At 72.9% G+C, this 22,842-nt stretch carries 25 protein-coding genes; 17 read left to right on the forward strand and 8 right to left on the reverse strand.

Features of this window, described 5'->3' with window-relative positions; all coding sequences use genetic code 11:
* Nucleotides 1-145: 145 nt before the first annotated feature.
* Nucleotides 146-3,691: a DNA polymerase III subunit alpha gene (gene dnaE / locus ACFPP6_RS17490; RefSeq protein ID WP_382042801.1), complete on the forward strand. Its 3,546-nt coding sequence runs from the start codon at nucleotides 146-148 to the stop codon at nucleotides 3,689-3,691.
* A gap of 123 nt (nucleotides 3,692-3,814) precedes the next feature.
* Here dnaE and ACFPP6_RS17495 read toward each other — a convergent pair whose 3' ends face one another.
* Nucleotides 3,815-3,988 (reverse strand): hypothetical protein, encoded by a 174-nt coding sequence (locus ACFPP6_RS17495; RefSeq protein ID WP_168096632.1) that lies wholly within the window; start codon nucleotides 3,986-3,988, stop codon nucleotides 3,815-3,817.
* 256 nt (nucleotides 3,989-4,244) lie between these two features.
* Between ACFPP6_RS17495 and ACFPP6_RS17500 the strand changes: the two genes are divergently transcribed.
* From ACFPP6_RS17500 to ACFPP6_RS17515, 4 genes are all read left to right on the forward strand, one after another.
* The gene (locus ACFPP6_RS17500) at nucleotides 4,245-5,564 is read left to right on the forward strand and encodes an NYN domain-containing protein (RefSeq protein ID WP_382042804.1); all 1,320 of its coding nucleotides are present in this window, start codon (nucleotides 4,245-4,247) and stop codon (nucleotides 5,562-5,564) included.
* Nucleotides 5,565-5,673: 109 nt separating this feature from the next.
* Nucleotides 5,674-6,645 carry an ABC transporter ATP-binding protein gene (locus ACFPP6_RS17505; protein WP_382043292.1) on the forward strand — a complete coding sequence of 324 codons (972 nt, stop codon included), beginning with the start codon at nucleotides 5,674-5,676 and terminating at the stop codon, nucleotides 6,643-6,645.
* Nucleotides 6,646-6,700: 55 nt separating this feature from the next.
* Nucleotides 6,701-7,537 carry an ABC transporter permease gene (locus ACFPP6_RS17510; RefSeq protein WP_382042806.1) on the forward strand — a complete coding sequence of 279 codons (837 nt, stop codon included), beginning with the start codon at nucleotides 6,701-6,703 and terminating at the stop codon, nucleotides 7,535-7,537.
* Nucleotides 7,538-7,593: 56 nt separating this feature from the next.
* Nucleotides 7,594-8,217: an ABC transporter permease gene (locus ACFPP6_RS17515; RefSeq protein ID WP_382042809.1), complete on the forward strand. Its 624-nt coding sequence runs from the start codon at nucleotides 7,594-7,596 to the stop codon at nucleotides 8,215-8,217.
* Nucleotides 8,218-8,649: 432 nt separating this feature from the next.
* Here ACFPP6_RS17515 and ACFPP6_RS36660 read toward each other — a convergent pair whose 3' ends face one another.
* The 4 genes from ACFPP6_RS36660 to ACFPP6_RS17530 all read right to left on the reverse strand — a co-directional run bounded on the left by ACFPP6_RS36660 (nucleotide 8,650) and on the right by ACFPP6_RS17530 (nucleotide 11,726).
* Nucleotides 8,650-8,724 (reverse strand): 50S ribosomal protein bL37, encoded by a 75-nt coding sequence (locus ACFPP6_RS36660; protein ID WP_430542707.1) that lies wholly within the window; start codon nucleotides 8,722-8,724, stop codon nucleotides 8,650-8,652.
* 100 nt (nucleotides 8,725-8,824) lie between these two features.
* Nucleotides 8,825-9,325, reverse strand: a complete 501-nt coding sequence (ybaK, locus tag ACFPP6_RS17520) for a Cys-tRNA(Pro) deacylase (protein WP_382042811.1) — start codon at nucleotides 9,323-9,325, stop codon at nucleotides 8,825-8,827.
* A gap of 17 nt (nucleotides 9,326-9,342) precedes the next feature.
* Nucleotides 9,343-10,080, reverse strand: coding sequence for an LON peptidase substrate-binding domain-containing protein (locus ACFPP6_RS17525; RefSeq protein ID WP_179080510.1), 738 nt, complete (start codon nucleotides 10,078-10,080; stop codon nucleotides 9,343-9,345).
* Nucleotides 10,081-10,124: 44 nt separating this feature from the next.
* Nucleotides 10,125-11,726: an oxidoreductase gene (locus ACFPP6_RS17530; RefSeq protein WP_382042815.1), complete on the reverse strand. Its 1,602-nt coding sequence runs from the start codon at nucleotides 11,724-11,726 to the stop codon at nucleotides 10,125-10,127.
* 146 nt (nucleotides 11,727-11,872) lie between these two features.
* Here ACFPP6_RS17530 and hisD point away from each other — a divergent pair, with 146 nt between their 5' ends.
* From hisD to hisF, 8 genes are read left to right on the forward strand one after another with little or no spacing between them, the layout of a single operon-like run.
* Nucleotides 11,873-13,210 carry a histidinol dehydrogenase gene (hisD, locus tag ACFPP6_RS17535; RefSeq protein ID WP_382042817.1) on the forward strand — a complete coding sequence of 446 codons (1,338 nt, stop codon included), beginning with the start codon at nucleotides 11,873-11,875 and terminating at the stop codon, nucleotides 13,208-13,210.
* Between the two features lie 5 nt (nucleotides 13,211-13,215).
* Nucleotides 13,216-14,322, forward strand: a complete 1,107-nt coding sequence (locus tag ACFPP6_RS17540; protein ID WP_382043295.1) for a histidinol-phosphate transaminase — start codon at nucleotides 13,216-13,218, stop codon at nucleotides 14,320-14,322.
* A complete protein-coding gene (gene hisB, locus ACFPP6_RS17545; protein ID WP_058044853.1) occupies nucleotides 14,319-14,912 on the forward strand; it encodes an imidazoleglycerol-phosphate dehydratase HisB in 594 nt (197 codons plus the stop codon). The genes ACFPP6_RS17540 and hisB overlap by 4 nt, the downstream gene beginning before the upstream one ends.
* A complete protein-coding gene (locus tag ACFPP6_RS17550; RefSeq protein ID WP_382042820.1) occupies nucleotides 14,909-15,076 on the forward strand; it encodes a hypothetical protein in 168 nt (55 codons plus the stop codon). The genes hisB and ACFPP6_RS17550 overlap by 4 nt, the downstream gene beginning before the upstream one ends.
* Nucleotides 15,073-15,717 carry an imidazole glycerol phosphate synthase subunit HisH gene (gene hisH / locus ACFPP6_RS17555; protein WP_336003966.1) on the forward strand — a complete coding sequence of 215 codons (645 nt, stop codon included), beginning with the start codon at nucleotides 15,073-15,075 and terminating at the stop codon, nucleotides 15,715-15,717. The genes ACFPP6_RS17550 and hisH overlap by 4 nt, the downstream gene beginning before the upstream one ends.
* The gene (priA, locus tag ACFPP6_RS17560; protein WP_058044856.1) at nucleotides 15,714-16,439 is read left to right on the forward strand and encodes a bifunctional 1-(5-phosphoribosyl)-5-((5-phosphoribosylamino)methylideneamino)imidazole-4-carboxamide isomerase/phosphoribosylanthranilate isomerase PriA; all 726 of its coding nucleotides are present in this window, start codon (nucleotides 15,714-15,716) and stop codon (nucleotides 16,437-16,439) included. Before hisH ends, priA begins: the two co-directional genes overlap by 4 nt.
* Entirely contained in the window at nucleotides 16,436-16,837 is a 402-nt protein-coding gene (locus ACFPP6_RS17565) for a RidA family protein (protein WP_382042824.1), read from the forward strand. The genes priA and ACFPP6_RS17565 overlap by 4 nt, the downstream gene beginning before the upstream one ends.
* Nucleotides 16,834-17,589, forward strand: coding sequence for an imidazole glycerol phosphate synthase subunit HisF (gene hisF, locus ACFPP6_RS17570; protein ID WP_382042827.1), 756 nt, complete (start codon nucleotides 16,834-16,836; stop codon nucleotides 17,587-17,589). Before ACFPP6_RS17565 ends, hisF begins: the two co-directional genes overlap by 4 nt.
* Before the next feature lie 152 nt (nucleotides 17,590-17,741).
* Here the strand turns inward: hisF and ACFPP6_RS17575 are convergent, their stop codons facing one another.
* The 3 genes from ACFPP6_RS17575 to ACFPP6_RS17585 are packed head-to-tail and all read right to left on the reverse strand — an operon-like array spanning nucleotide 17,742 to nucleotide 19,830.
* Nucleotides 17,742-18,275, reverse strand: coding sequence for a DoxX family protein (locus tag ACFPP6_RS17575; protein ID WP_382042830.1), 534 nt, complete (start codon nucleotides 18,273-18,275; stop codon nucleotides 17,742-17,744).
* 39 nt (nucleotides 18,276-18,314) lie between these two features.
* Nucleotides 18,315-18,947, reverse strand: coding sequence for a TIGR03085 family metal-binding protein (locus ACFPP6_RS17580; RefSeq protein ID WP_382042833.1), 633 nt, complete (start codon nucleotides 18,945-18,947; stop codon nucleotides 18,315-18,317).
* Between the two features lie 46 nt (nucleotides 18,948-18,993).
* Entirely contained in the window at nucleotides 18,994-19,830 is an 837-nt protein-coding gene (locus ACFPP6_RS17585) for a septum formation family protein (RefSeq protein WP_382042836.1), read from the reverse strand.
* Between the two features lie 75 nt (nucleotides 19,831-19,905).
* On the opposite strand from ACFPP6_RS17585, the gene hisI reads away from it, so the two are divergent.
* From hisI to ACFPP6_RS17605, 4 genes are all read left to right on the forward strand, one after another.
* Entirely contained in the window at nucleotides 19,906-20,274 is a 369-nt protein-coding gene (gene hisI, locus ACFPP6_RS17590; protein WP_058044862.1) for a phosphoribosyl-AMP cyclohydrolase, read from the forward strand.
* A gap of 11 nt (nucleotides 20,275-20,285) precedes the next feature.
* Complete coding sequence (locus ACFPP6_RS17595; protein ID WP_382042839.1) at nucleotides 20,286-21,812, forward strand: anthranilate synthase component I; 1,527 nt, start codon at nucleotides 20,286-20,288, stop codon at nucleotides 21,810-21,812.
* A gap of 49 nt (nucleotides 21,813-21,861) precedes the next feature.
* Nucleotides 21,862-22,449 (forward strand): TIGR02234 family membrane protein, encoded by a 588-nt coding sequence (locus ACFPP6_RS17600; protein WP_382042842.1) that lies wholly within the window; start codon nucleotides 21,862-21,864, stop codon nucleotides 22,447-22,449.
* Between the two features lie 109 nt (nucleotides 22,450-22,558).
* Entirely contained in the window at nucleotides 22,559-22,792 is a 234-nt protein-coding gene (locus tag ACFPP6_RS17605) for an HGxxPAAW family protein (protein WP_382042845.1), read from the forward strand.
* The last annotated feature ends 50 nt before the right edge of the window (nucleotides 22,793-22,842 follow it).

Here is a 22,842-nt window from a genome sequence, read left to right on the forward strand (position 1 = left end):
TGGGGTGGGGCATGGAACGAACATCAGTGCTGTGGTGCTCAACGCGTGAGGCTACCGGCGCGTGCCCGCGGCTGTCGGTGGGGGCCGGTAACCTTCAAAACTGTCCCGCCCGACCCGCAGCCACCACCGCCGGAGGTCTCCCACCGTGGCCACGAAGCCGCCCTTCACGCACCTGCACGTCCACACCCAGTACTCCCTGCTGGACGGTGCCGCGCGGCTCAAGGACATGTTCAATGCCTGCAATGAGATGGGCATGACACACATCGCCATGTCCGACCACGGCAACCTGCACGGCGCGTACGACTTCTACCACTCCGCCCAGAAGGCCGGGATCACCCCGATCATCGGCATCGAGGCCTACGTCGCCCCCGAGTCCCGGCGCAACAAGCGCAGGATCCAGTGGGGCCAGCCGCACCAGAAGCGGGACGACGTCTCGGGTTCGGGTGGTTACACCCACAAGACGATCTGGGCGGCGAACGCCACCGGCCTGCACAACCTCTTCCGGCTGTCCTCCGACGCCTACGCCGAGGGCTGGCTGACCAAGTGGCCCCGCATGGACAAGGAGACCATCAGCCAGTGGTCCGAGGGCCTGATCGCCTCCACCGGCTGCCCCTCCGGCGAGCTGCAGACCCGGCTGCGCCTCGGCCAGTTCGACGAGGCCCTGAAGTCCGCCTCCGAGTACCAGGACATCTTCGGCAAGGACCGGTACTTCCTGGAGCTGATGGACCACGGCATCGAGATCGAGCGCCGCGTCCGCGACGGCCTGCTGGAGATCGGCAAGAAGCTCGGCATCCCGCCCCTGGTCACCAACGACTCGCACTACACCTACGCGCACGAGGCCGAGGCGCACGACGCCCTCCTGTGCATCCAGACCGGCAAGAACCTCTCCGACCCGGACCGCTTCCGCTTCGACGGCTCGGGCTACTACCTGAAGTCCACGGAGGAGATGTACGCCATCGACTCCTCGGACGCCTGGCAGGAGGGCTGCGCCAACACCCGCCTGGTCGCGGAGCAGGTCGACACCGAGGGCATGTTCCAGTTCCGGAACCTGATGCCCAAGTTCGACATCCCCGAGGGCTACACCGAGGTCACCTGGTTCCGCGAGGAGACCATGCGGGGCATGCACCGCCGCTTCCCCGGCGGCATCCCCGAGGACCGCATGAAGCAGGTCGAGTACGAGATGGACACGATCATCTCGATGGGCTTCCCGGGCTACTTCCTCGTGGTCGCCGACTTCATCATGTGGGCGAAGAACCAGGGCATCGCGGTAGGCCCCGGCCGGGGCTCCGCGGCCGGCTCGATCGTCGCGTACGCCATGGGCATCACCGACCTCGACCCGATCCCGCACGGCCTGATCTTCGAGCGGTTCCTCAACCCCGAGCGCATCTCCATGCCCGATGTCGACATCGACTTCGACGAGCGCCGGCGCGCCGAGGTGATCCGGTACGTCACGGAGAAGTACGGCGCCGACAAGGTCGCCATGATCGGCACCTACGGCACCATCAAGGCCAAGAACGCGATCAAGGACTCCGCCCGCGTCCTCGGCTATCCGTACGCGATGGGCGACCGCCTCACCAAGGCGATGCCCGCGGACGTCCTCGGCAAGGGCATCCCCCTCTCCGGCATCCTCGACCCGCAGCACCCGCGCTACAGCGAGGCCGGCGAGATCCGCTCGATGTACGAGAACGAGCCGGACGTGAAGAAGGTCATCGACACCGCGCGCGGCGTCGAGGGCCTGGTCCGGCAGATGGGCGTGCACGCGGCCGGTGTGATCATGTCCAGCGAGACGATCACCGACCACGTCCCGGTCTGGGTCCGGCACACCGACGGCGTCACCATCACCCAGTGGGACTACCCGAGCTGCGAGTCGCTCGGCCTGCTGAAGATGGACTTCCTCGGCCTGCGCAACCTCACGATCATGGACGACGCCGTCAAGATGGTGAAGGCCAACAAGGGGATCGACATCGACCTCCTGGCCCTCCCGCTCGACGACCCCACGACCTTCGAGCTGCTCCAGCGCGGCGACACCCTCGGCGTCTTCCAGTTCGACGGCGGGCCCATGCGGTCCCTGCTGCGGCTGATGAAGCCCGACAACTTCGAAGACATCTCCGCCGTGTCCGCCCTGTACCGGCCGGGCCCGATGGGCATGAACTCGCACACGAACTACGCGCTGCGCAAGAACGGCCAGCAGGAGATCACACCGATCCACCCGGAGCTGAAGGAGCCCCTCGAAGAGGTTCTCGGCGTCACCTACGGTCTGATCGTCTACCAGGAGCAGGTGCAGAAGGCCGCGCAGATCGTCGCCGGGTACTCGCTCGGCGAGGCCGACATCCTCCGCCGCGTCATGGGCAAGAAGAAGCCCGACGAGCTGGCGAAGAACTTCGTCTTCTTCAAGGAGGGCGCGCAGAAGAAGGGCTTCTCCGACGAGGCCATCCAGGCCCTGTGGGACGTGCTGGTGCCCTTCGCCGGCTACGCCTTCAACAAGGCCCACTCCGCCGCGTACGGTCTCGTCTCGTACTGGACCGCCTACCTCAAGGCGAACTACCCCGCCGAGTACATGTCCGCGCTGCTCACCTCGGTGCGCGACGACAAGGACAAGTCGGCGATCTATCTGAACGAGTGCCGGCGCATGGGCATCAAGGTGCTCCCGCCGAACGTCAACGAGTCCGAGGCCAACTTCGCCGCCCAGGGCGACGACGTGATCCTCTTCGGTCTCACCGCCGTCCGCAACGTCGGACAGAACGTGGTCGACTCGATCATCCGCTGCCGCAAGGCCAAGGGGAAGTACGCCTCCTTCCCCGACTTCCTCGACAAGGTCGAGGCCGTCGTCTGCAACAAGCGCACCGTCGAATCGCTGATCAAGGCCGGCGCCTTCGACGAGATGGGCCACACCCGCAAGGGCCTCACCGCGCACTACGAACCGATGATCGACAACGTGGTCCAGGTCAAGCGCAAGGAGGCCGAGGGACAGTTCGACCTCTTCGGCGGCATGGGCGACGACACCGGCGACGACGGCCCCGGCTTCGGGCTGGACGTGGAGTTCTCCGACGTCGAGTGGGAGAAGGCCTACCTGCTCGCGCAGGAGCGCGAGATGCTCGGCCTCTACGTCTCCGACCACCCGCTCTTCGGCATCGAGCACGTCCTCAACGACAAGGCGGACGCCGGGATCTCCCAGCTCACCGGCGGTGAGCACGCCGACGGCGCGATCGTCACCATCGGCGGCATCATCTCCGGCCTGCAGCGCAAGATGACCAAGCAGGGCAACGCCTGGGCCATCGCCAGCGTCGAGGATCTGGCCGGATCCATCGACTGCATGTTCTTCCCCGCCACCTACCAGCTGGTCTCCACCCAGCTCGTCGAGGACGCCGTCGTCTTCGTCAAGGGCCGTCTCGACAAGCGCGAGGACATCCCCCGCCTGGTGGCTATGGAGCTGATGGTCCCCGACCTGTCGAACGCGGGCACCAACGCCCCCGTGATCATCACCATCCCCACGGTGAAGGTCACCCCGCCGATGGTCGAGCGGCTCGGCCAGGTCCTCACCCACCACCGCGGCTCCACCGAGGTGCGGATCAAACTCCAGGGCCCGCGGAAGACCACCGTCCTGCGCCTGGACCGGCACCGGGTCACCCCCGACCCGGCGCTCTTCGGCGATCTGAAGCAGCTGCTCGGACCGTCCTGCCTGGCCGGCTGAGCACCGGCCGGACCCGCTACCCGCGCACGAGGGGCGCGCCCGGACTCTCCGGGCGCGCCCCTCGCTGCATCAAAGCGCTGCCGGGCGCCGTCGTTTATCGGCCGGATGCCGTCCGGGCACCGGTCAGTTGTGCCCGAAGCGCTTCTGCTTGCTCTTGCGGGCCATGTCGCCCGGGGTGACCTGCGTGGCCCGCTGCTCGCTCTGGGACTCGATCGAGGAGCTCTTGGCCTGCTGCTGCCCGCGCTCGGCGGCGCTGCCCCGCTGCTGGCTCCTGTCCTGCTTCCTGTTCTTCGCCATGCTCAGCCTCCACTCGGGGTGTCCCCCCGCCGAACACACTCGCACGCACCGGCGAATGGCGCATTTCGGGTAATTACCGTGCGTGATCCGTGCACTTACCGCCGGGAAGGCGTATCCGCCACGCCGAAGATCCAGTTCGGACTGATAACCCCCGCACGGTCGGGCAGACTCCAGGGAAAGCCGAGGAGAACCGGGGCACTGCTTGCCGTGCCGGGGGGCGACCGCAATTTCTGCACGCACAGAAAGAGGGTGGAACGTGGACCGCTGCGTCGTCCTGGTGGACGCCGGGTACCTGCTGGGCGCCGCCGCGAGCCTGCTGGCCGGCGAGCCCGCCCGGTCCCGCATCTCCGTCGACCACGCGATCCTCATCCAGGGGTTGCGCGAGCGCGCCGAGGCCGAGACCGAGCAGCCCCTGCTGAGGATCTACTGGTTCGACGGCGCGCCCGACCGGGTGCCCCAGCCCGAGCACCGCAGGCTGCGCGTCATGCCCCGCGTCACCGTCCGGCTGGGGGCCCTGACCCGCAGCGACGGCCGCTGGGCACAGAAGGGCGTCGACGCCGCCATGCACGCCGAGCTCACCGAGCTCGCCCGCAACCGCGCCTGCTCCGACATCGTGCTCGTCACCGGCGACGGCGACCTCCTCCCGGGCCTGATGTCCGCCAAGGAGCACGGCGTCGCCGTCCACCTGTGGGCCGTCCAGGCCGCCGACGGCGACTACAACCAGTCCGAGGACCTCGTCGCCGAGGCCGACGAGCGCCGCGTCCTCGACCGCACGTGGATCACCCGCGCCGTCCGCGCCAAGGAGCTCACCGGGTCCTGCGCCCCGCAGCCCGCGCCCCGCCCCGAGATCGCCGCGATCCTCTCCGCCCCCCTCCCCGAGACCGCCGCGGCGGGCGCGGCCCCGGCCCCCCGCGCGGCCGAGCCCGTCCCCGCCGAGCGCAACGGCTCCCGGCCCGCCGCGGCCCCCGGCACCGACGGCGAGCGCGACGAGCAGGACGCGCCGGAGGCCCCCGCCGCCCGGGGCGTGCCCACCCCCAAGGACCTCGCCATCCTCGGCCGCGGCCCCGCCGGCCAGCCCGCCGCGGCCCAGTCCGGCCCCGGCGGGCAGCCGGGCCAGGGCGGCGGCCAGGGCGGCGCCCTCGCCGCCAACGCCACCCTGCGCTGGTCCTCCGACAAAGGCTGGATCGAGCGCGGCACCGGCACCGGGCTCGGCGAGCCCCCCGAAACCGCCTCCCTGCCGATGCTCGCCCAGCTCACCAGCGCCGAGCAGCGCTGGGCGGACCGCGAGGAGGACATCACCACCGTCGGCGGCGACCCCTTCGAGGTCGGCCAGGTCTTCGCCCGGCGCTGGGCCGAACGGCTCCCCGACCCCGTCCACCTGCAGCACCTCTCCACGGAGTACCCGCGCATCCCGCACCGCATCGACGGCGAGCTGCTCCGCTACGCCGCCCGGTTCGGGCTCCTCGCCCACAAGGACGACCAGATCGACGAGCACGACCGCTATGCGATCCGTGCCGGGTTCTGGCGCGAAATCGACGCGCGCACGGCCGCGGAGAAGGCGCCGGTGGGCGACTGACGGCACCACGCCCCGCCTTCGGGCGCCCCAACGGCCGGGGCGCGAGCCCAACCGCGTACCCTCATAGCTCGTGAGGACGGGCGTGAAAGAGGCGGCGGCAGCCGCCACGGTGTGCACCGTGCGCGGCCTGGTCAAGACCTACCCCGCCGCGCGCGGCCGCCGCGGCGCGCCCGGCACCGCGGCCGTGCGCGCCAGCGACGGCATCGACCTGGAGGTCCGGCGCGGCGAGATCTTCGGACTGCTCGGCCCCAACGGAGCCGGCAAGTCCACCCTGGTGCGCCAGCTGACCGGCCTGCTCCGGCCCGACGAGGGCAGCGTCGAACTCCTCGGCCACGACCTCGTGCGCCACCCCGAGCGCGCCGCCCGGCTCGTCGGCTACCTCGGCCAGGAGTCGACCGCGCTCGACGAGCTGACGGTCTCCCTCGCCGCCGAGACCACCGGCCGGCTGCGCGGCCTCGGCCTGCGCGCCGCCCGCGCCGAGCGCGACGCCGTCCTCGAGGAGCTGGGCCTCACCGGCCTCGCCGGCCGCCCGCTGAAGAAGCTCTCCGGCGGCCAGCGCCGGCTGGCCTGCTTCGCCGCCGCGCTCGTCGGCGACCGGCCCGTGCTCGTCCTCGACGAACCCACCGCCGGCATGGACCCCGTGGCCCGCCGCGCCGTCTGGGCCGCCGTCGACCGGCGGCGCGCCGAGCGCGGGGCGACCGTCCTGCTCGTCACCCACAACGTCATCGAGGCCGAGACCGTCCTCGACCGCGTCGCCGTGCTGGAGCGCGGACGCATCATCGCCTGCGACACCCCCGCGGGGCTGAAGGAGCTCGTCGGCGACGAGGTCCGCGTCGAGCTCGTCTGGCGCGACGAGGCCCCGCTGAACGTCCCCGAGGTCGCCGCGCTGCGCGACGCCGCTCACGCCGCGGGGCGCCGCTGGACGCTGCGGCTCGCCCCCGCCGAGGCGCGCGCGGCCGTCGCCGCCGTGACCGGCGGGCCCGCCTTCGCCGCGCTCGACGACTTCACGCTGACCACGCCGAGCCTGGAGGACGTGTACCTGGCGCTCGGCGGCCGCGCGGACGGGCTGGTGAAGGCGTGACGGGGGCGACGGCGAGACGGGGTCACCGGACCCGACCGAACAGGAGCTGTGCCGGGTGAGTGCTGTATCCGCAGAGGCGGTGTCCGGGGCGGTCCGGACCGGGAGCGACGCCCGGCCGCGGTCCGGCGGCGAAGAGGCCGCCCCGCTCGCGCCCAGGGCGAAGCTGCTGCCGGCCCTGGCCGCCGTGTACCGCGCGCAGCTCTCGCGCGCCAAGGTGGCGCGGATCCCGCTGCTCTTCGTGGCCACGTTCCAGTCCGTCGGCATCATGATCATGATGCGCGGCGTGGTGGACGGCGGCGACGAGGCGCGCGCCGTCGTGGCCGGCTCCAGCGTGCTCGTCGTGGCCTTCGTCGCCCTCAACCTCCTCGCCCAGTACTTCGGGCAGCTGCGCGCGAGCGGCGGCCTCGACCACTACGCGACGCTGCCGGTGCCGCCCGCGGCCGTGGTCCTCGGCGCGGCGGGCGCGTACGCCTCCTTCACCGTGCCCGGCACGGCCGTCACCGCGGTCGTCGGCAGCGTGCTCTTCGACCTGCCGATGGGGCACCTGTGGGTGCTCGCCGCGGTGATCCCCCTCTCCGGCGCCGCCCTCGCCGGGCTCGGCGCGGCCCTCGGGCTGCTCGCCCCCCGGCAGGAGCTGGCCACGCTCTGCGGGCAGCTGGGCATGTCGGCCGCGCTGCTGCTGGGCGTGCTGCCCGCCGCCCACATGCCCGCGCCCATCGCCTACGCCCGTGACCTGCTGCCCTCCACGTACGGGGTGGAGGCGCTGGCCCGCAGCTTCGACGCGAGCCCCGACTGGGCCGTGGTCGCGGCCGACCTCGGCGTGTGCGCCGCCGTCGGCGTCGTCTCGCTGGCCGCGGCGACCTGGGCGTACCGCCGGGCGGCCGTGCGGTGACGCGCCAGGACCGTCCTGCCGCGGGTCCCGCGGCCCCGACCTGGCACGATGACAGGGTGACCGCACCGCTGACGCCGCACGACCCGCCCGCCGACGAGCAGTCCGCCGGGGACGGCCCCGCCGTTCTCCCCGCCGACCGGGAGGAGCTCCGCACCGAGGCGCGGCAGGCCGCGGTCGTCGCCGCGGCGGTGGCCGTCGCCGGAGTGCTGCTCGGGCTGCTGTGGGTGTGGCTGGCGCCGCGCGTGCCGCTGATCTCGGACGGCAAGGCGGTCTACCTCAAGAACAGCGAGGGGGAGCAGGCGATCGGCGCCGACGGCACGTTCGTGCTGCTGGCGCTCGGGTTCGGCGCGCTGAGCGGCGCGGTCGTCTTCCTGCTCCGCCGCCGCGGGGGCCTGCCGCTGGTCGCCGGCCTCGCCGCCGGCTCCCTGGTCGCCTCGGTGATCGCCTGGCGCGTGGGCACTGCGCTCGGCCCGACGACGGACGTGGTGGCGGCGGCCCGAGCGGCGGGGCGCGGCGTCGTCTTCGACGCCCCGCTGAAGCTCGCCGCCAAGGGCGCGCTGCTGGCGTGGCCGCTGGCGGCGTTGGCGGTGCACCTGCTCCTGACGGCTCTCTTCGGCCCCCGGGACCCGGACCCGGACCCGCACTGGCCCGTCCCGGCGGACCCGGACCCCTCGGCCTGACGCCTGGCCCGGCACCGCCGGGGCGGAAGCACCGGGCAAAGGTGCAGCCCGGGTACACCCTCCCCGCCGCGACGGCGAGTAGCCACGATGGCGAGGGTCCGGCGGAATCCGCAGATGCCCGCGGCACCGGGCCGGGCCCCGGCCCGGCGCCCGGTCCGGCACCGCCGGATTGGTCCGCAGTGGTTGCGCGCCGCGGCGGCGGAGCAAGAGGACTGGCTTCGGCAACCCACGCCCGCCGGGGCGGAAGCACCGGGCAAAGGCGCAGCCCGGGTACACCCTCCCCGCCGCGACGGCGAGTAGCCACGATGGCGAGAGTCCGGCGGAATCCGCAGATGCCCGCGGCACCGGGCCGGGCCCGGCCCGGCGCCCGGTCCGGCACCGCCGGGTTCGTCCGTAGTGGCTGCGTGCCGCCGCGGCGGAGAAGGCCTGCGGCTACGCCGGCCTGCGGCCGTGGTTGGCACGGTTCTTCTTCAGGCGCCAGCGGCGCTTGCGGGTGCGCTTCGACATGGGCGTCCCTCCCGGGGCGCGGGCCGCACGCGCGGCGGCCCGCTCCTGAAGGTCGTAGTCGAGGGAGGGGCGGCCGTCCAGACCTCCGGCACCCGAAGGGTCACGCGCGGGCGATAGGCGCGATCACCGCGTCCGTGAGGGCGGCCAGGTCGGCGGGGGAGAGTTCGACCTCCAGGCCGCGCCGCCCGGCCGAGACGCAGATGGTGGCGTGGGAGCGTGCGGAGGCGTCCAGCGCGGTCGGCAGGCGCCGGCGCTGCCCGAGCGGGGAGATGCCACCCCGTACGTACCCCGTGGTGCGCTCGGCGGCCGCCGGGTCGGCCATGGCCGCCCGCTTGCCGCCGACCGCCGCCGCGAGCGCCTTGAGGTCGAGCGAGCCGGAGACGGGCACGACGGCCACGGTCAGGGCGCCGTCGACCTCGGCGACGAGCGTCTTGAAGACCTGCGCGGGATCGCGCCCGAGCGCCTCCGCGGCCTCCTCGCCGTAGGACGGGGCCGCCGGGTCGTGGGCGTAGGAGTGCACGGAGAAGGCGGCTCCGGCCTTCTCCAGGGCGACGATCGCCGGGGTCGAGCCCGCCTGCTGTTTGCCGGCCTTGCGTGCCAAGGGTCCGTCCCGTCGGGTCAGTTGGGGTTCGTGGGCCGCCGGGTGAAGTCGACGGCCGGCAGCGAGGGGAGCTTACCGATCACCGCGGTCTCGGTGCGCAGCAGTTTCAGCTCGCGCGCGAGCCGCGTGGCCGTGTCCGGCGTCTCCAGGAGCCGCTGCTTGGCGGGGGTGTCGAGCATCGCCGCGGCGGCGACCAGGTAGGAGAGGACGGACGGCTCGCCCGGCAGGTCGCTCTGCCCGGCGAGTGTGCGCTCGGTGGCTCCCGCGAGCCGCTTCTGGTAGGCGCGGAAGGCGCGGACGACCCCGGAGGCGAGCGCGCCCGCCCCTTCGCCCTGCTCCTCCTCGATGTCCTCGACCTCGCCCGTGAGGTAGGGGCCGGAGGCGTCGACGGACAGCAGGCGGAAGCGGGTGGTGCCGGTGGCGAGGACCTCGTACGTGCCGTCGGAGCGCTCGCGGATCGTCGCCGCCTCGGCCACGCAGCCCACGGCGTGGAACGCCTTGCGGGGGTCGGGGCCGAAGCCGGAGGCGGGGCCGGGCTCGGGGCGGGCGCCCTCGGGCAGCCCGGGCGCCGTGGGCGCGACCTCGCTGCCGTCGCGGATGGCGACGACGCCGAACCGGCGGGGTTCCTCCTCGGGGAGCGCCGACAGGTCGCGCATCAGCGCGCGGTACCGCTGTTCGAAGACGTTCAGGGGCAGGACGAGCCCAGGGAACAGCACCGAGTTCAGCGGGAAGAGGGGCAGGCGCGCGGTGGTCACAGCCGGTAAGCCTAATGGCCTGTGCAGCGATGCCGCCCCGGCGTTCACTGCCGGCGCAGCAGCCGGGACGCCCCGGCCGCCACGGTCGTCGCGAGCACCCAGCCCAGCAGGATGAGCGCGGTCACCACCCACTGCGTGGCGCCGGTGGGCCGCCAGGCGCCGCCGTGTCCCAGGTCGATGACGGGGACGAGGAGGTCGAGGGCGTAGAGCTCGGGGCTCCAGGCGGGGCCTTCGCCCTCCTTCAGCGGCGGCACGGGCCGCCAGGTGAAGTAGACCGTGGCGGCCGCCCACAGGACGGCCATCCACACGGCCGCCCGCCCGGGGCGGTAGCCGTAGGCCACCGTCCAGTCCTGCAGATAGCCCCAGGCCTTGCCGGCCGGGGGGAGCGTCTCGCGGCGGCGCCGCTGCTTGGCGAGCAGGACGGCGCGGGCGTCGGCGTCCTCGCCGCTGTCGCGCAGGGCGCCGGCCAGCCGCTCGTACGGCTCGGGGGCGTATTCGGGCGTGGCCGCGGCCACCCATTCCAGGCGCAGGGCCAGGGGGAAGTGGCCGAGCGGTATCAGCGTCTCGTAGAAGAAGCCGGCCATCACCAGATTGCCCGGGCCGGGCCAGCTCGCGTAGCGGTCGACCAGGTTGGAGACGCGGGCCCCGGAGAGCACCACCCGACCCCGCTGCACCCATTCGCCGAGGAAGCGCAGCTCGGGGGTCTGGACGCGGCGCAGCGACAGCTCCTGGTCGGACTCCAGGACGAACCGGGCCTGGCTGAAGTCGACGGCGTCGCCGAAGCGGCCGTCGTCGAGACGGACCCCGCCGCGGCACTCGAAGGCCTGGGTGCGGACGCCGTGCTGCGGGGTGGTGGTGATGCCGTACGGGGGAGTGGCGCCGGTGGCGAACGGATAGCCGCCGACCCCGGCCCCGGTCAGGTAGAGCGTGCGCTCCACGGTCAGCTGCGGGGCGTTGAGCGCGCGCCGCCCCTGCGGATTGCTCAGCGTGGAGCCGCGCAGGCTCAGCGAGACCCCTATCGTCGCGGCCCGCATGCTCAGCTCGCCGTACGAGCGCATCATCTCGGCCTGCAGGTCCTGCCCGACGCTGATGCCGTCGGCGGCGATGGACACCCCGCGCCGGTCCGCGCGCACCACCAGCTGGTTGAGCAGCAGGTCGGTGCCTATCTGGGCGTCGGTGAGCCGTATGCCGCGCCGGACGGCGCACCGCGGCAGGTGCAGATCGCCCTCGGTGCGCAGCCGGGCGGCCTCCAGCCGGGGCAGGGCGCAGGCGACCAGCCGCAGCGTCGTGAAGTGGCTCTCGGGCAGCAGCACCTCCTGCTCGAAGCGGCAGTTGTGCATCTCGACGTACGGCACGACCGTGCCCCCCGACAGGTCGAGCTGGCCGGTGATCTGCACGCCGTTGAGCTTGAGGGCGCAGACGCGGCCGGGCAGCGCGGGCGGGCCGTCCAGCAGGAGGAGGGCCACGAGGCGGGCCCGCACGCTGCGCTCGGGCCCCCACACGTGCGGCGCGCGCGGATCGTTCCACTCGGGGCGGGGGGTGCGCAGGTCATGGGTGGCGCCGCGGCGGAAGGCCTCCCACATGGCCCGCTCGGGGGGCGTCAGCTCGAGCTCCGCCGGCGGGTCGCCGTCCGTCGGGTCGGTCACGCTCCGTACCCCCTCCCGTCCCGTACACCTCGGTGCACTGTCCCCATTCCCAAACGCGTGACCGATTGAACACTCTCGGTGAAACTCCCGTACCACTGAGTGGTACGGGGCGCCGTGCGGCGGGACGGGTCTGAGACAATTACCGTGTGATCTCCCGAATCGATCTGCGTGGTTCCGCCCCTGCCCCGGGTTCCCCCGAGGCCGGCGTCGACCGCGACCTGCTGCCCCGAGCCGAACTCGACGTCGAGGCCGCCCTGGAGAAGGTGCGGCCCATCTGCGAGGACGTGCATCATCGTGGTACCGCGGCCCTGATCGACTACGCGCATCGGTTCGACGGCGTCACGCTCGACCGGATCCGGGTCCCCGCCGAGGCGATCACCCGCGCCCTCGAAGAGCTCGACCCCGCCGTGCGCGCCGCGCTGGAGGAGTCCATCCGCCGCGCCCGGATCGTCCACCGCGAGCAGCGCCGCACCGACAAGACCGTCCAGGTCGTGCCCGGCGGCACGGTCACCGAGCGCTGGGTGCCCGTGCAGCGCGTCGGGCTGTACGTCCCGGGCGGCCGGTCCGTCTACCCCTCGTCCGTGATCATGAACGTGGTGCCGGCCCAGGAGGCCGGCGTCGGCTCCATGGCCGTCTCCTCCCCGCCCCAGGCGGACTTCGGCGGCCTGCCGCACCCCACGATCCTGGCCGCCTGCGCGCTGCTGGGCGTCGACGAGGTGTACGCCGCGGGCGGCGCCCAGGCCGTCGCCATGTTCGCCTACGGCACCGAGGAGTGCCGCCCGGTCAACATGGTCACCGGCCCGGGCAACATCTGGGTCGCCGCCGCCAAGCGGCTGCTCAAGGGCCGCATCGGCATCGACGCCGAGGCCGGCCCGACCGAGATCGCCATCCTCGCGGACGCCACCGCCGACCCCGTGCACGTCGCCGCCGACCTGATCAGCCAGGCCGAGCACGACCCGCTGGCCGCCTCCGTCCTCGTCACCGACTCGGAGGACCTCGCGAACGCGGTGGAGAAGGAGCTCGAGACCCAGGTCGCCATGACCCGGCACGTCGAGGACCGGATCGTGCCCGCGCTCGGCGGCCGCCAGTCCGGCATCGTCCTGGTCGACTCCGTCGACCACGGCCTCGCCGTCGTCGACGCCTACGGCGCCGAGCACCTGGAGATCCAGACCGCCGACGCCGCGGCCGTCGCCGCCCGCGTGCAGAACGCTGGCGCGATCTTCGTCGGCCCGTACGCCCCCGTCTCGCTCGGCGACTACGCGGCCGGCTCCAACCACGTGCTGCCCACCGGCGGCTGCGCGTGCCACTCCTCCGGCCTCTCCGTCCAGAGCTTCCTGCGCGGCATCCACGTCGTGGACTACACCCGGGAGGCCCTGGCCGAGGTCGCGGGCCACGTGGTGACGCTCGCCGAGGCGGAGGACCTGCCGGCGCACGGGGCCGCGGTCAAGGCGCGGTTCGACTGGAAGGTTCCGGACGGCAAGTGACGCACGTGACCCGTATCGACGATCTCCCCATCCGGGACGAACTGCGCGGCAAGTCCCCGTACGGCGCCCCCCAGCTGGACGTGCCCGTACGCCTGAACACCAACGAGAACCCCTACCCGCTGCCCGAGCCCCTCGTCGCCCGCATCGCCGAGCGCGTCGCCGAGGCCGCGCGGCACCTCAACCGCTACCCCGACCGGGACGCGGTCGAGCTCCGCACCGAGCTGGCCAAGTACCTCACCCGCACCGCCGGGCACGAGGTCACCATGCGGCAGGTGTGGGCGGCCAACGGCTCCAACGAGGTCCTCCAGCAGCTGCTGCAGACCTTCGGCGGCCCCGGCCGCACCGCGATCGGCTTCGAGCCCTCGTACTCGATGCACGCCCTGATCTCGCGCGGCACCGGCACCGGCTGGATCTCCGGCCCCCGCCGCGACGACTTCACCATCGACGTGGAGGCGGCCGAGCGCGCCATCGCCGAGCACCGGCCGAACGTCGTCTTCGTCTGCTCGCCCAACAACCCCACGGGCACGGCGGTCGAGGCGGAGACGGTCCTGCGGCTGTACGAGGCCGCGCAGGCGGCCGGGCCCTCGCTGGTCGTCGTCGACGAGGCGTACGGCGAGTTCAGCCACCGCCCCTCGCTGCTGCCGCTCATCGAGGGCCGCCCGAACCTCGTCGTCTCCCGCACCATGTCCAAGGCCTTCGGCGCGGCCGGGCTCCGGCTCGGCTACCTCGCCGCGGACGCGGCCGTGGTCGACGCCGTCCAGCTCGTCCGCCTGCCGTACCACCTGTCGGCCGTCACCCAGGCCACGGCGCTGGCCGCCCTGGAGCACACGGACACGCTGCTCGGCTACGTCGAGCAGCTCAAGGCCGAGCGCGACCGCCTGGTCACCGAGCTGCGCGCGATGGGCTGCGAGGTGACCGACTCGGACGCCAACTTCGTCCAGTTCGGCCGGTTCGAGGACAGCCCCGCCGCGTGGCGGGCCATCCTCGGCCACGGCGTGCTGGTGCGGGACAACGGCGTACCGGGGTGGCTGCGGGTCACCGCCGGCACCCCGGAGGAGAACGACGCGTTCCTGGACGCGGTCCGCGCCGTACTGAAGGAGAACAAGCAATGAACCGCGTGGGCCGCGTAGAGCGCACCACCAAGGAGACCTCCGTCCTCGTCGAGATCGACCTCGACGGGACCGGGCAGGTCGACGTGTCGACCGGGGTCGGCTTCTACGATCACATGCTCGACCAGCTCGGCCGCCACGGCCTCTTCGACCTCACCGTCAAGACCGACGGCGACCTGCACATCGACACCCACCACACCATCGAGGACACCGCCCTCGCGCTGGGCGCCGCCTTCCGCCAGGCCCTCGGTGACAAGGTGGGCATCTACCGCTTCGGTAACTGCACGGTCCCGCTGGACGAGTCCCTCGCCCAGGTCACCGTCGACCTCTCCGGCCGCCCCTACCTGGTGCACACCGAGCCCGAGAACATGGCGCCGATGATCGGCACGTACGACACGACGATGACCCGGCACATCCTGGAGTCCTTCGTCGCGCAGGCGCAGATCGCCCTGCACGTGCACGTCCCGTACGGGCGCAACGCGCACCACATCGTGGAGTGCCAGTTCAAGGCCCTCGCCCGGGCCCTGCGCTACGCCTCCGAGCGCGACCCGCGCGCTGCCGGAATCCTCCCCTCCACGAAGGGTGCCCTGTGAACGGCCTGTCCACCACGCTCATCGTCGTCGGCCTCTTCCTGGTCGGCGGCATCATCTCCTTCCTCAAGCAGGGCATGCCCAGGAGCATCATCGTGCTGCTCGGGATAGGCGCGGCGATGTGCCTGACCGCCGGCACCCTCCGGATCGAAGGACTGTGGTCATGAGCGCCCCGAAGAAGAAGGTCGTCGTCTTCGACTACGGCTTCGGCAACGTCCGCTCCGCCGAGCGCGCCCTCGCCCACGTCGGCGCGGACGTCGAGATCACCGGCGACTACGACAAGGCCATGAACGCCGACGGCGTCCTCGTCCCCGGCGTCGGCGCCTTCGCGGCCTGCATGCAGGGCCTGCGCGCCGCCCGCGGCGACTGGCTCGTCGGGCGCCGGCTCTCCGGCGGCCGCCCCGTGATGGGCATCTGCGTCGGCATGCAGATCCTCTTCGAGCGCGGCATCGAGCACGGCGTGGAGACCGAGGGCCTGGACGAGTGGCCCGGCGTCGTCGAGCCCCTCAAGGCGGACGTCGTCCCGCACATGGGCTGGAACACCGTCACGCCCGCCGCGGACTCGCAGCTCTTCGCCGGCCTCGACGCGGACACCCGCTACTACTTCGTGCACTCCTACGCGGTGCGCGAGTGGAGCCTGGAGGTGACCAACCCCAACATCCGCGCCCCCAAGGTCACCTGGGCCACGCACGGCGAGCCCTTCGTGGCCGCCGTGGAGAACGGCCCCCTGTGGGCCACCCAGTTCCACCCCGAGAAGTCCGGCGACGCCGGTGCCCAGCTCCTCACCAACTGGATCGGAACCCTGTGAGCAAGCTCGAACTCCTCCCCGCCGTCGACGTCCGCGACGGCCAGGCCGTGCGCCTCGTCCACGGCGAGTCCGGCTCCGAGACCTCGTACGGCTCCCCGCTGGAGGCGGCCCTCGCCTGGCAGCGCTCGGGCGCCGAGTGGCTGCACCTGGTCGACCTGGACGCCGCGTTCGGCACCGGTGACAACCGCGAGCTCATCGCCCAGGTGGCCGGGGCCATGGACATCAAGGTCGAGCTGTCCGGCGGCATCCGCGACGACGCCTCGCTCGCCGCCGCCCTCGCCACCGGCTGCACCCGCGTCAACCTCGGCACCGCCGCCCTGGAGACCCCCGAGTGGGTCGCCAAGGTCATCGCCGAGCACGGCGACAAGATCGCGGTCGGCCTGGACGTCCGCGGCACCACCCTGCGCGGCCGCGGCTGGACCCGCGACGGCGGCGACCTCTACGAGACCCTCGCCCGCCTCGACTCCGAGGGCTGCGCCCGCTACGTCGTCACCGACATCGCCAAGGATGGCACCCTCCAGGGCCCCAACCTGGAGCTGCTGAAGAACGTCTGCGCGGCCACCGACAAGCCGGTCGTCGCCTCCGGCGGAGTCTCGTCCCTTGACGACCTGCGGGCGATCGCCAACCTGGTACCGGAGGGTGTCGAAGGCGCCATCGTCGGAAAGGCCCTCTACGCCAAGGCGTTCACCTTGGAAGAGGCCCTGGAGGCTGTGTCCGTATGACCGAAGCCGTGCAGCGTGTGCAGAGCGACAGTCCCTGGGAAGAGGCCTTCGGTTGTGCGCGCGCGGTCGCGGCGGGAGACCGGGTGCTGGTGGCCGGCACGATGCCGTTCACCGGCACCGTGCTGAACGGCGAGGGCGATCCGTACGAACAGGCCAGGTCGGCCTTCGGCAACGCCCTCGCCGCGCTGGAGCGGTTCGGCCTCGGCCCCGAGGCCGTCGTCCGCACCCGGATGTACCTGACCCACGCGCGAGACGTGGACGAGGTGGGCCGTGCCCACAAGGAGCTCTTCGACGCGGTCCGCCCGGCGGCGACCCTGGTCGTCGTCTCCGGGTTCGTCGACTCGCGCGTGCTGGTCGAAGTAGAGCTGGAAGCGTACCGAGGAGCAACGAGCACATGACCCTGGCGGTCCGAGTCATCCCCTGCCTGGACGTGGACAACGGCCGTGTCGTCAAGGGCGTCAACTTCCAGAACCTGCGCGACGCGGGCGACCCGGTGGAAATGGCCAAGGTGTACGGCCGGGAGGGCGCCGACGAGCTGACCTTCCTCGACATCACCGCCTCCTCCGGCAACCGCGAGACCACCTACGACGTGGTCCGCCGCACGGCCGAGCAGGTCTTCATCCCGCTGACCGTCGGCGGCGGCGTGCGCACCGCGGCCGACGTCGACAAGCTGCTGCGGGCCGGTGCCGACAAGGTGGGCGTCAACACGGCGGCCATCGAGCGGCCCGAGCTCGTCCAGGAGATCGCCGAGCGCTTCGGCCGGCAGGTCCTCGTCCTGTCGGTCGACGCCCGCCGGACCCCTTCGGGCAGCTTCGAGGTCACCACCCACGGCGGCCGCCGCGGCACCGGCATCGACGCCGTCGAGTGGGCCCACCGCGCGGCCGAGCTCGGCGCCGGGGAGATCCTGCTGAACTCCATGGACGCCGACGGCACCAAGGACGGCTACGACACCGAGATGATCGAGGCCGTGCGCAAGCACGTCACGGTACCGGTCATCGCGAGCGGCGGCGCGGGCAAGCTGGCCGATTTCGCCCCGGCCGTCGAGGCGGGCGCGGACGCGGTGCTCGCCGCGTCGGTCTTCCACTTCGGCGACCTGAGGATCGCCGACGTCAAGAACGCCTTGCGCGAGGCGGGTCACCCGGTCCGGTAGGCCCGAGGCGGGTCCGGCACCGCCGGGCCGCGCCGTCGTGGTGCCTCGCCGTTGCGGCGGGCATTCTTCTCCCGCCGCAACGGCGACACGCCACGACACGGCAGCCCGGCGGTGCCGGACCGCACCACAGCCGGGTGAAGGGCCGCCGGGGGCTAATCGCGGATGAGCAGGAAGACCGCCCCCGTCACCAGGGCGAGGACGATCGCCGCGAGCCCGTAGGACAGCCGGTGCTGCCGCAGCACCGGCAGGTGGGCGTCCGCCGAGTACCTCCCGGGGCCCGTGAGGGCGAGGGCCGCCGCCGTGACGGCGACCAGCAGGGTGAATTCCATGCCCTTCGGGAGGAAGAACCCGTCCCACGTCACCCCGAGCGCGTTGACCATCGTGCCCAGCACGGCGGCCGCGGCCAGCGGGGTGAGGAGGCCGAGGAAGAGGCCGGCGCCGCCCAGCGTCTCGCTGAGGCCCGCGATGACGGCCATCGCCTTGGGCGCGGGATAGCCCGAGCCCGCGAAGCCCTTCGCGGTCCCGTCGAGGCCGAACCCGCCGAACCAGCCGAACAGCTTTTGCGTGCCGTGCCCCATCATGATGAGGCCGATCATCAGCCGGAGCAGCAGGATCCCCAGCGAGAATCCGGTCAGGGGCGGTGCGGGCGACGGGGCGGAGTGGGCGGGTCTGCTGGTGTACGCCATGGCAGGGCACCTCTTCGGAGTCGGGTCCGGCACGGAACCTCAGATTCCCAGCTTGGCCCCCTCCACCTCGGCCACCGCGTCCTTTTCGCCGTCCAGCTCCACCCGGGCGGCCGCCTGGCGGCCGAAGGCGAAGAGGGTCAGCTCGCCGGGCTCCCCGGTGACGGTGACCACCGGCGCGCCGCGCCGGGCGACCGCCGTGCGGCCGTCGGGGCGGCGCAGGACCAGGCCGACGGGCGATCTGCGGCCGAGCATCCGGGCCACCCGCTCCAGCCGGGTCCACAGGGCGTCCGCGAAGACGGGGTCGACGTCGCGCGGGGCCCAGTCCGGCTGGGCCCGGCGGACGTCCTCGGCGTGCACGTAGAACTCGACCGTGTTCGCGGCCTCGTCGATCTGCTTGAGGGCGTACGGCGACAGCCGCGGCGGCCCGGTGCGGATGAGCTGGATCAGCTCCTCGTAGGGCTTGGCGGCGAACTCCGCCTGCACCCGCTCCAGGCGTGCGGCCAGGGGCTTGAGGACGATCCCGGCGGCGGCGTCGGCGCGGCGCTCGCGCACCACGACGTGGGCCGCGAGGTCACGGGCCCGCCAGCCGTCGCAGAGCGTCGGGGCGTTCGGGCCCGCCGACTCCAACAGATCGGCGAGGAACAGACGTTCGCGCTGGGCGTGGGTCGACATGGCGCCACCCTAAGGCCGGCCCCCTGCCGGTGCCACGCCCCCGCGACTACTCGGGCAGCGGCTTGTCCATCTTCTGGCCGCCCTGCGAGACGCTCAGCGTCATCGAACACGTGATCTGGTCCTGGCCCCGGGCGTAGGTGGTCGGGGTCGGGTAGAGCACGTACGAGTAGTAGTTCTTGCCGTCGGATATGGAGCGCATGCGGTCCTGCGCCCTCTTCTTGCACAGCTCCCGGGCCTTGGTCTGGATGTCCAGCTCGGTGTCGAACTTGCCGGTCAGGGTCTCGTTGGCGATGACCTCGCCGTCGTGCGGACCGCTGCACGGCTTCGTCTTCACCTCGGTGAGCCCGATGCTCATGCGCGGGTGGTCGAAGCACTGGCCGGGCTTGAGCACCACGTACGGCACGCGGGAGACCGACGGCAGGCCGGAGGAGGACGGCTGCGGGCCGGAGGGGTCGGTGCCCGGGGCGCTCGGGTCCGTGGCCGGCGCGGACGGCGCCGCCGACGGGGCCGACGAGCTCTTCGGCTTGGCGGTCGGCTTGTCGTCCTTGTCACCGCCGGCGGTCAGCATGATGCCGCCCACGATGAGGCCGACCACCAGGACGCAGCCGATGACGATCGCGGCGACCTTCGCGCCGTTGCCGCCCGAGGGCGGGGGCGGGGGCGGCATGGGCTGGCCGAACTGCTGTCCGTACTGCTGTTGCTGGCCGTACTGGCCGAAACCCGGCTGCTGACCGAAGCCGGGCTGCTGGCCGTATCCCTGCGGCGCTTGGGGCTGTCCGTAGGGCTGGGCGGGCGGCTGGGCCGACGGCGGCCCGAACTGCTGCGGCGGGCCGAACCCACCGCCGCCGGGGGGCTGCGGGGAGTTCGAGGGCGGAGTACTCATGGGCGAAGCATGCCGTACGCCACTGACAGGCCCGTTCGGGGGGTCCCGGCCGGCCCGCGCGGCAGAATGGACCCCATGACCGGCAACACCGCCCCCGCGTCCTCCCTCGACCCCGCCATCGCCGCGCGGCTCAAGCGCAGCGCCGACGGGCTGATTCCCGCCATCGCCCAGCAGTACGACACCGGCGAGGTCCTCATGCTCGGCTGGATGGACGACGAGGCGCTCCACCGCACCCTGACCACCGGCCGCTGCACCTACTGGAGCCGCAGCCGCCGGGAATACTGGGTCAAGGGCGACACCTCCGGACACGTCCAGCACGTGAAGTCCGTGGCCCTCGACTGCGACAAGGACACCCTCCTCGTCAAGGTCGACCAGGTGGGCGCCGCCTGCCACACAGGCGACCGCACCTGTTTCGATGCCGACGTCCTCCCGCTGGGCAAGTAGGCTCCGCTGCCATGGCTGCCACGACCACCGGTGACATCACCCCGGACGCCGACACCTTCCGTACGCTCGCGAAGGACCGCCGGGTCATCCCGGTCACCCGGCGGTTCCTCGCCGACGGCGACACCCCCGTCGGCCTGTACCGCAAGCTCGCCGCCGAGCGCCCCGGCACCTTCCTGCTGGAGTCCGCGGAGAACGGCCGCACCTGGTCGCGCTACTCCTTCGTGGGCGTCCGCAGCGCCGCGACCCTCACCGCGCGCGACGGCCGGACGCACTGGCTGGGCACCCCTCCCGTCGGCGTCCCCACCGACGGCGACCCGCTGGAGGCGCTGCGCGCCACCGTGGCCGCCCTGCACACCCCGCGCGACCTCATAGAGGGTGCCGGGCTGCCGCCCTTCACCGGCGGCATGGTGGGCTACCTCGGCTACGACGTCGTCCGCCGCCTGGAGAAGATCGGCGAGCACGGGGGCGAGGACCGCGACCCCCTCGGCCTGCCCGAGCTCACCATGCTCCTCACCTCCGACCTCGCCGTCCTCGACCACTGGAACGGCACCGTCCTGCTGATCGCCAACGCGATCAACCACAACGACCTCGACACCGGCGTGGACGAGGCGTACGCCGACGCCGTGGCCCGGCTGGACGCGATGGCCGCCGACCTGAACCGGCCCGCGCCCTCGGCCCCCACCGCCCTGCCCCCCTCCGAGCTGCCCGGGTACACCGCCCGCTGGGGCGGCCCCGACTACATGGCGGCCGTCGAGGACATCAAGGAGCGCATCCGCGCCGGCGAGGCCTTCCAGGTCGTGCCCTCGCAGCGCTTCGAGACGCCCTGCACGGCCTCCGCGCTCGACGTCTACCGCGTGCTGCGGGCGACGAACCCGAGCCCGTACATGTACCTGTTCCGGTTCGACGGGTTCGACGTCGTCGGCTCCAGCCCGGAGGCGCTCGTCAAGGTCGAGGACGGGCAGGCCATGGTGCACCCCATCGCCGGCACCCGGCCGCGCGGCGCCACCCCGCAGGCGGACGCCGCGCTCGCCGAGGAGCTCCTCGGCGACGCCAAGGAGCGCGCCGAGCACCTGATGCTCGTCGACCTCGGCCGCAACGACCTCGGACGGGTCTGCGAGCCCGGCAGCGTCGAGGTCGTCGACTTCATGTCGATCGAGCGCTACAGCCACGTGATGCACATCGTCTCCACGGTCACCGGCCGCCTGGCCGCCGGGCGCACCGCCTTCGACGTGCTCACCGCCTGCTTCCCGGCCGGCACGCTCTCCGGCGCGCCCAAGCCGCGCGCCATGCAGATCATCGAGGAACTGGAGCCGTCGCGCCGCGGCCTGTACGGCGGCTGCGTCGGCTACCTGGACTTCGCCGGGGACTCCGACACCGCCATCGCCATCCGCACCGCCGTCCTGAAGGAGGGCACTGCCTACGTCCAGGCGGGCGCGGGCGTCGTCGCCGACTCCGACCCCGCGGCGGAGGACGCGGAGTGCCGCAACAAGGCCGCGGCCGTGCTGCGCGCCGTGCACACCGCGAACCGGCTCGCCTAGCCGCCACCCCGGCGGCACCGACAAACCACCCACAAGGGATAGTGGACCCGTGAGCACAGGAAGAACCGTAGGCACCGCTCTGCTCCTCGGCGCGGCCGGCGCCGCCCTCGCCCTGCTCGCGGGCGGCCGCACCTGGGCCGAGGGGACGACGACCGTCGCCGGGAGCACCGTCGCCAAGCACGTCAGCGGCCAGGACGTCACCGGCCTGCCCGGCGCCCTCGCCGTCGTCGGCCTCGCCGCCCTGGTCGCGGTCTTCGCCGTCCGCGGCGTCTGGCGCACCGTGGTGGCCGCCGGGCTCGTCCTCGCGGGCGCCGGGGTCGTGGCCGGCGCGGCCACCGGTGCGGGGGACTCCTCCGCCCTGGACGAGCAGGCCGCCAAGGCCAACGGGCTCACCAGCGGCGCCATCGACAACGTCACCCACACGGCGTGGCCGTGGGTCGCCCTTGCGGGCGGCGTCCTCCTGCTGCTCGCGGGGCTCCTCGCCCTGCGCTACGGCCGCCACTGGCCGGCCATGTCCGGGCGGTACGAGCGCGACGGCACCCCGCGCCCGCGCCGCACCCGCACCGCCCCCGACCCGGAGCGCCCCGAGGAGCTGTGGAAGGCCCTCGACCGCGGCGAGGACCCCACGAGGGCGTGACACGCCCCGGCGGCGCCCCCCGGATCGAGGCGGCCCCGGCCGTCGGGGACAATGACCATGAGCGTTCTCCGCGCCCGCGGGCGCGCCACAGCAACGAGGAGTCTTAGTCATGGCGGGTACCAGCCACGGACACACCCCGGCCGCCTGGACCGGTGTCACGATCGCCTTCATCGGCTTTTGCGTCTCCGGCGCCTTCATGGTGGCCGCGAAGCCGGCCGGCTTCTGGGCCGGCATCGCCATCATCGCGATCGGCGGTGTCGTGGGCGGCGTCATGAGCATGATGGGCATGGGCATGCCCAAGCGGGCTCCTCTGAAGATGGCCGGCGAGACCGGCCGGAGCTGACGCCCCGCGTCCTCCACGCCATCCCCGCCCCGAGGCGCGGCCCCGGGCCC

It is taken from the genome of Streptomyces aureoversilis (genome assembly GCF_042657885.1).
Taxonomy (GTDB): Bacteria; Actinomycetota; Actinomycetes; order Streptomycetales; family Streptomycetaceae; genus Streptomyces; species Streptomyces aureoversilis.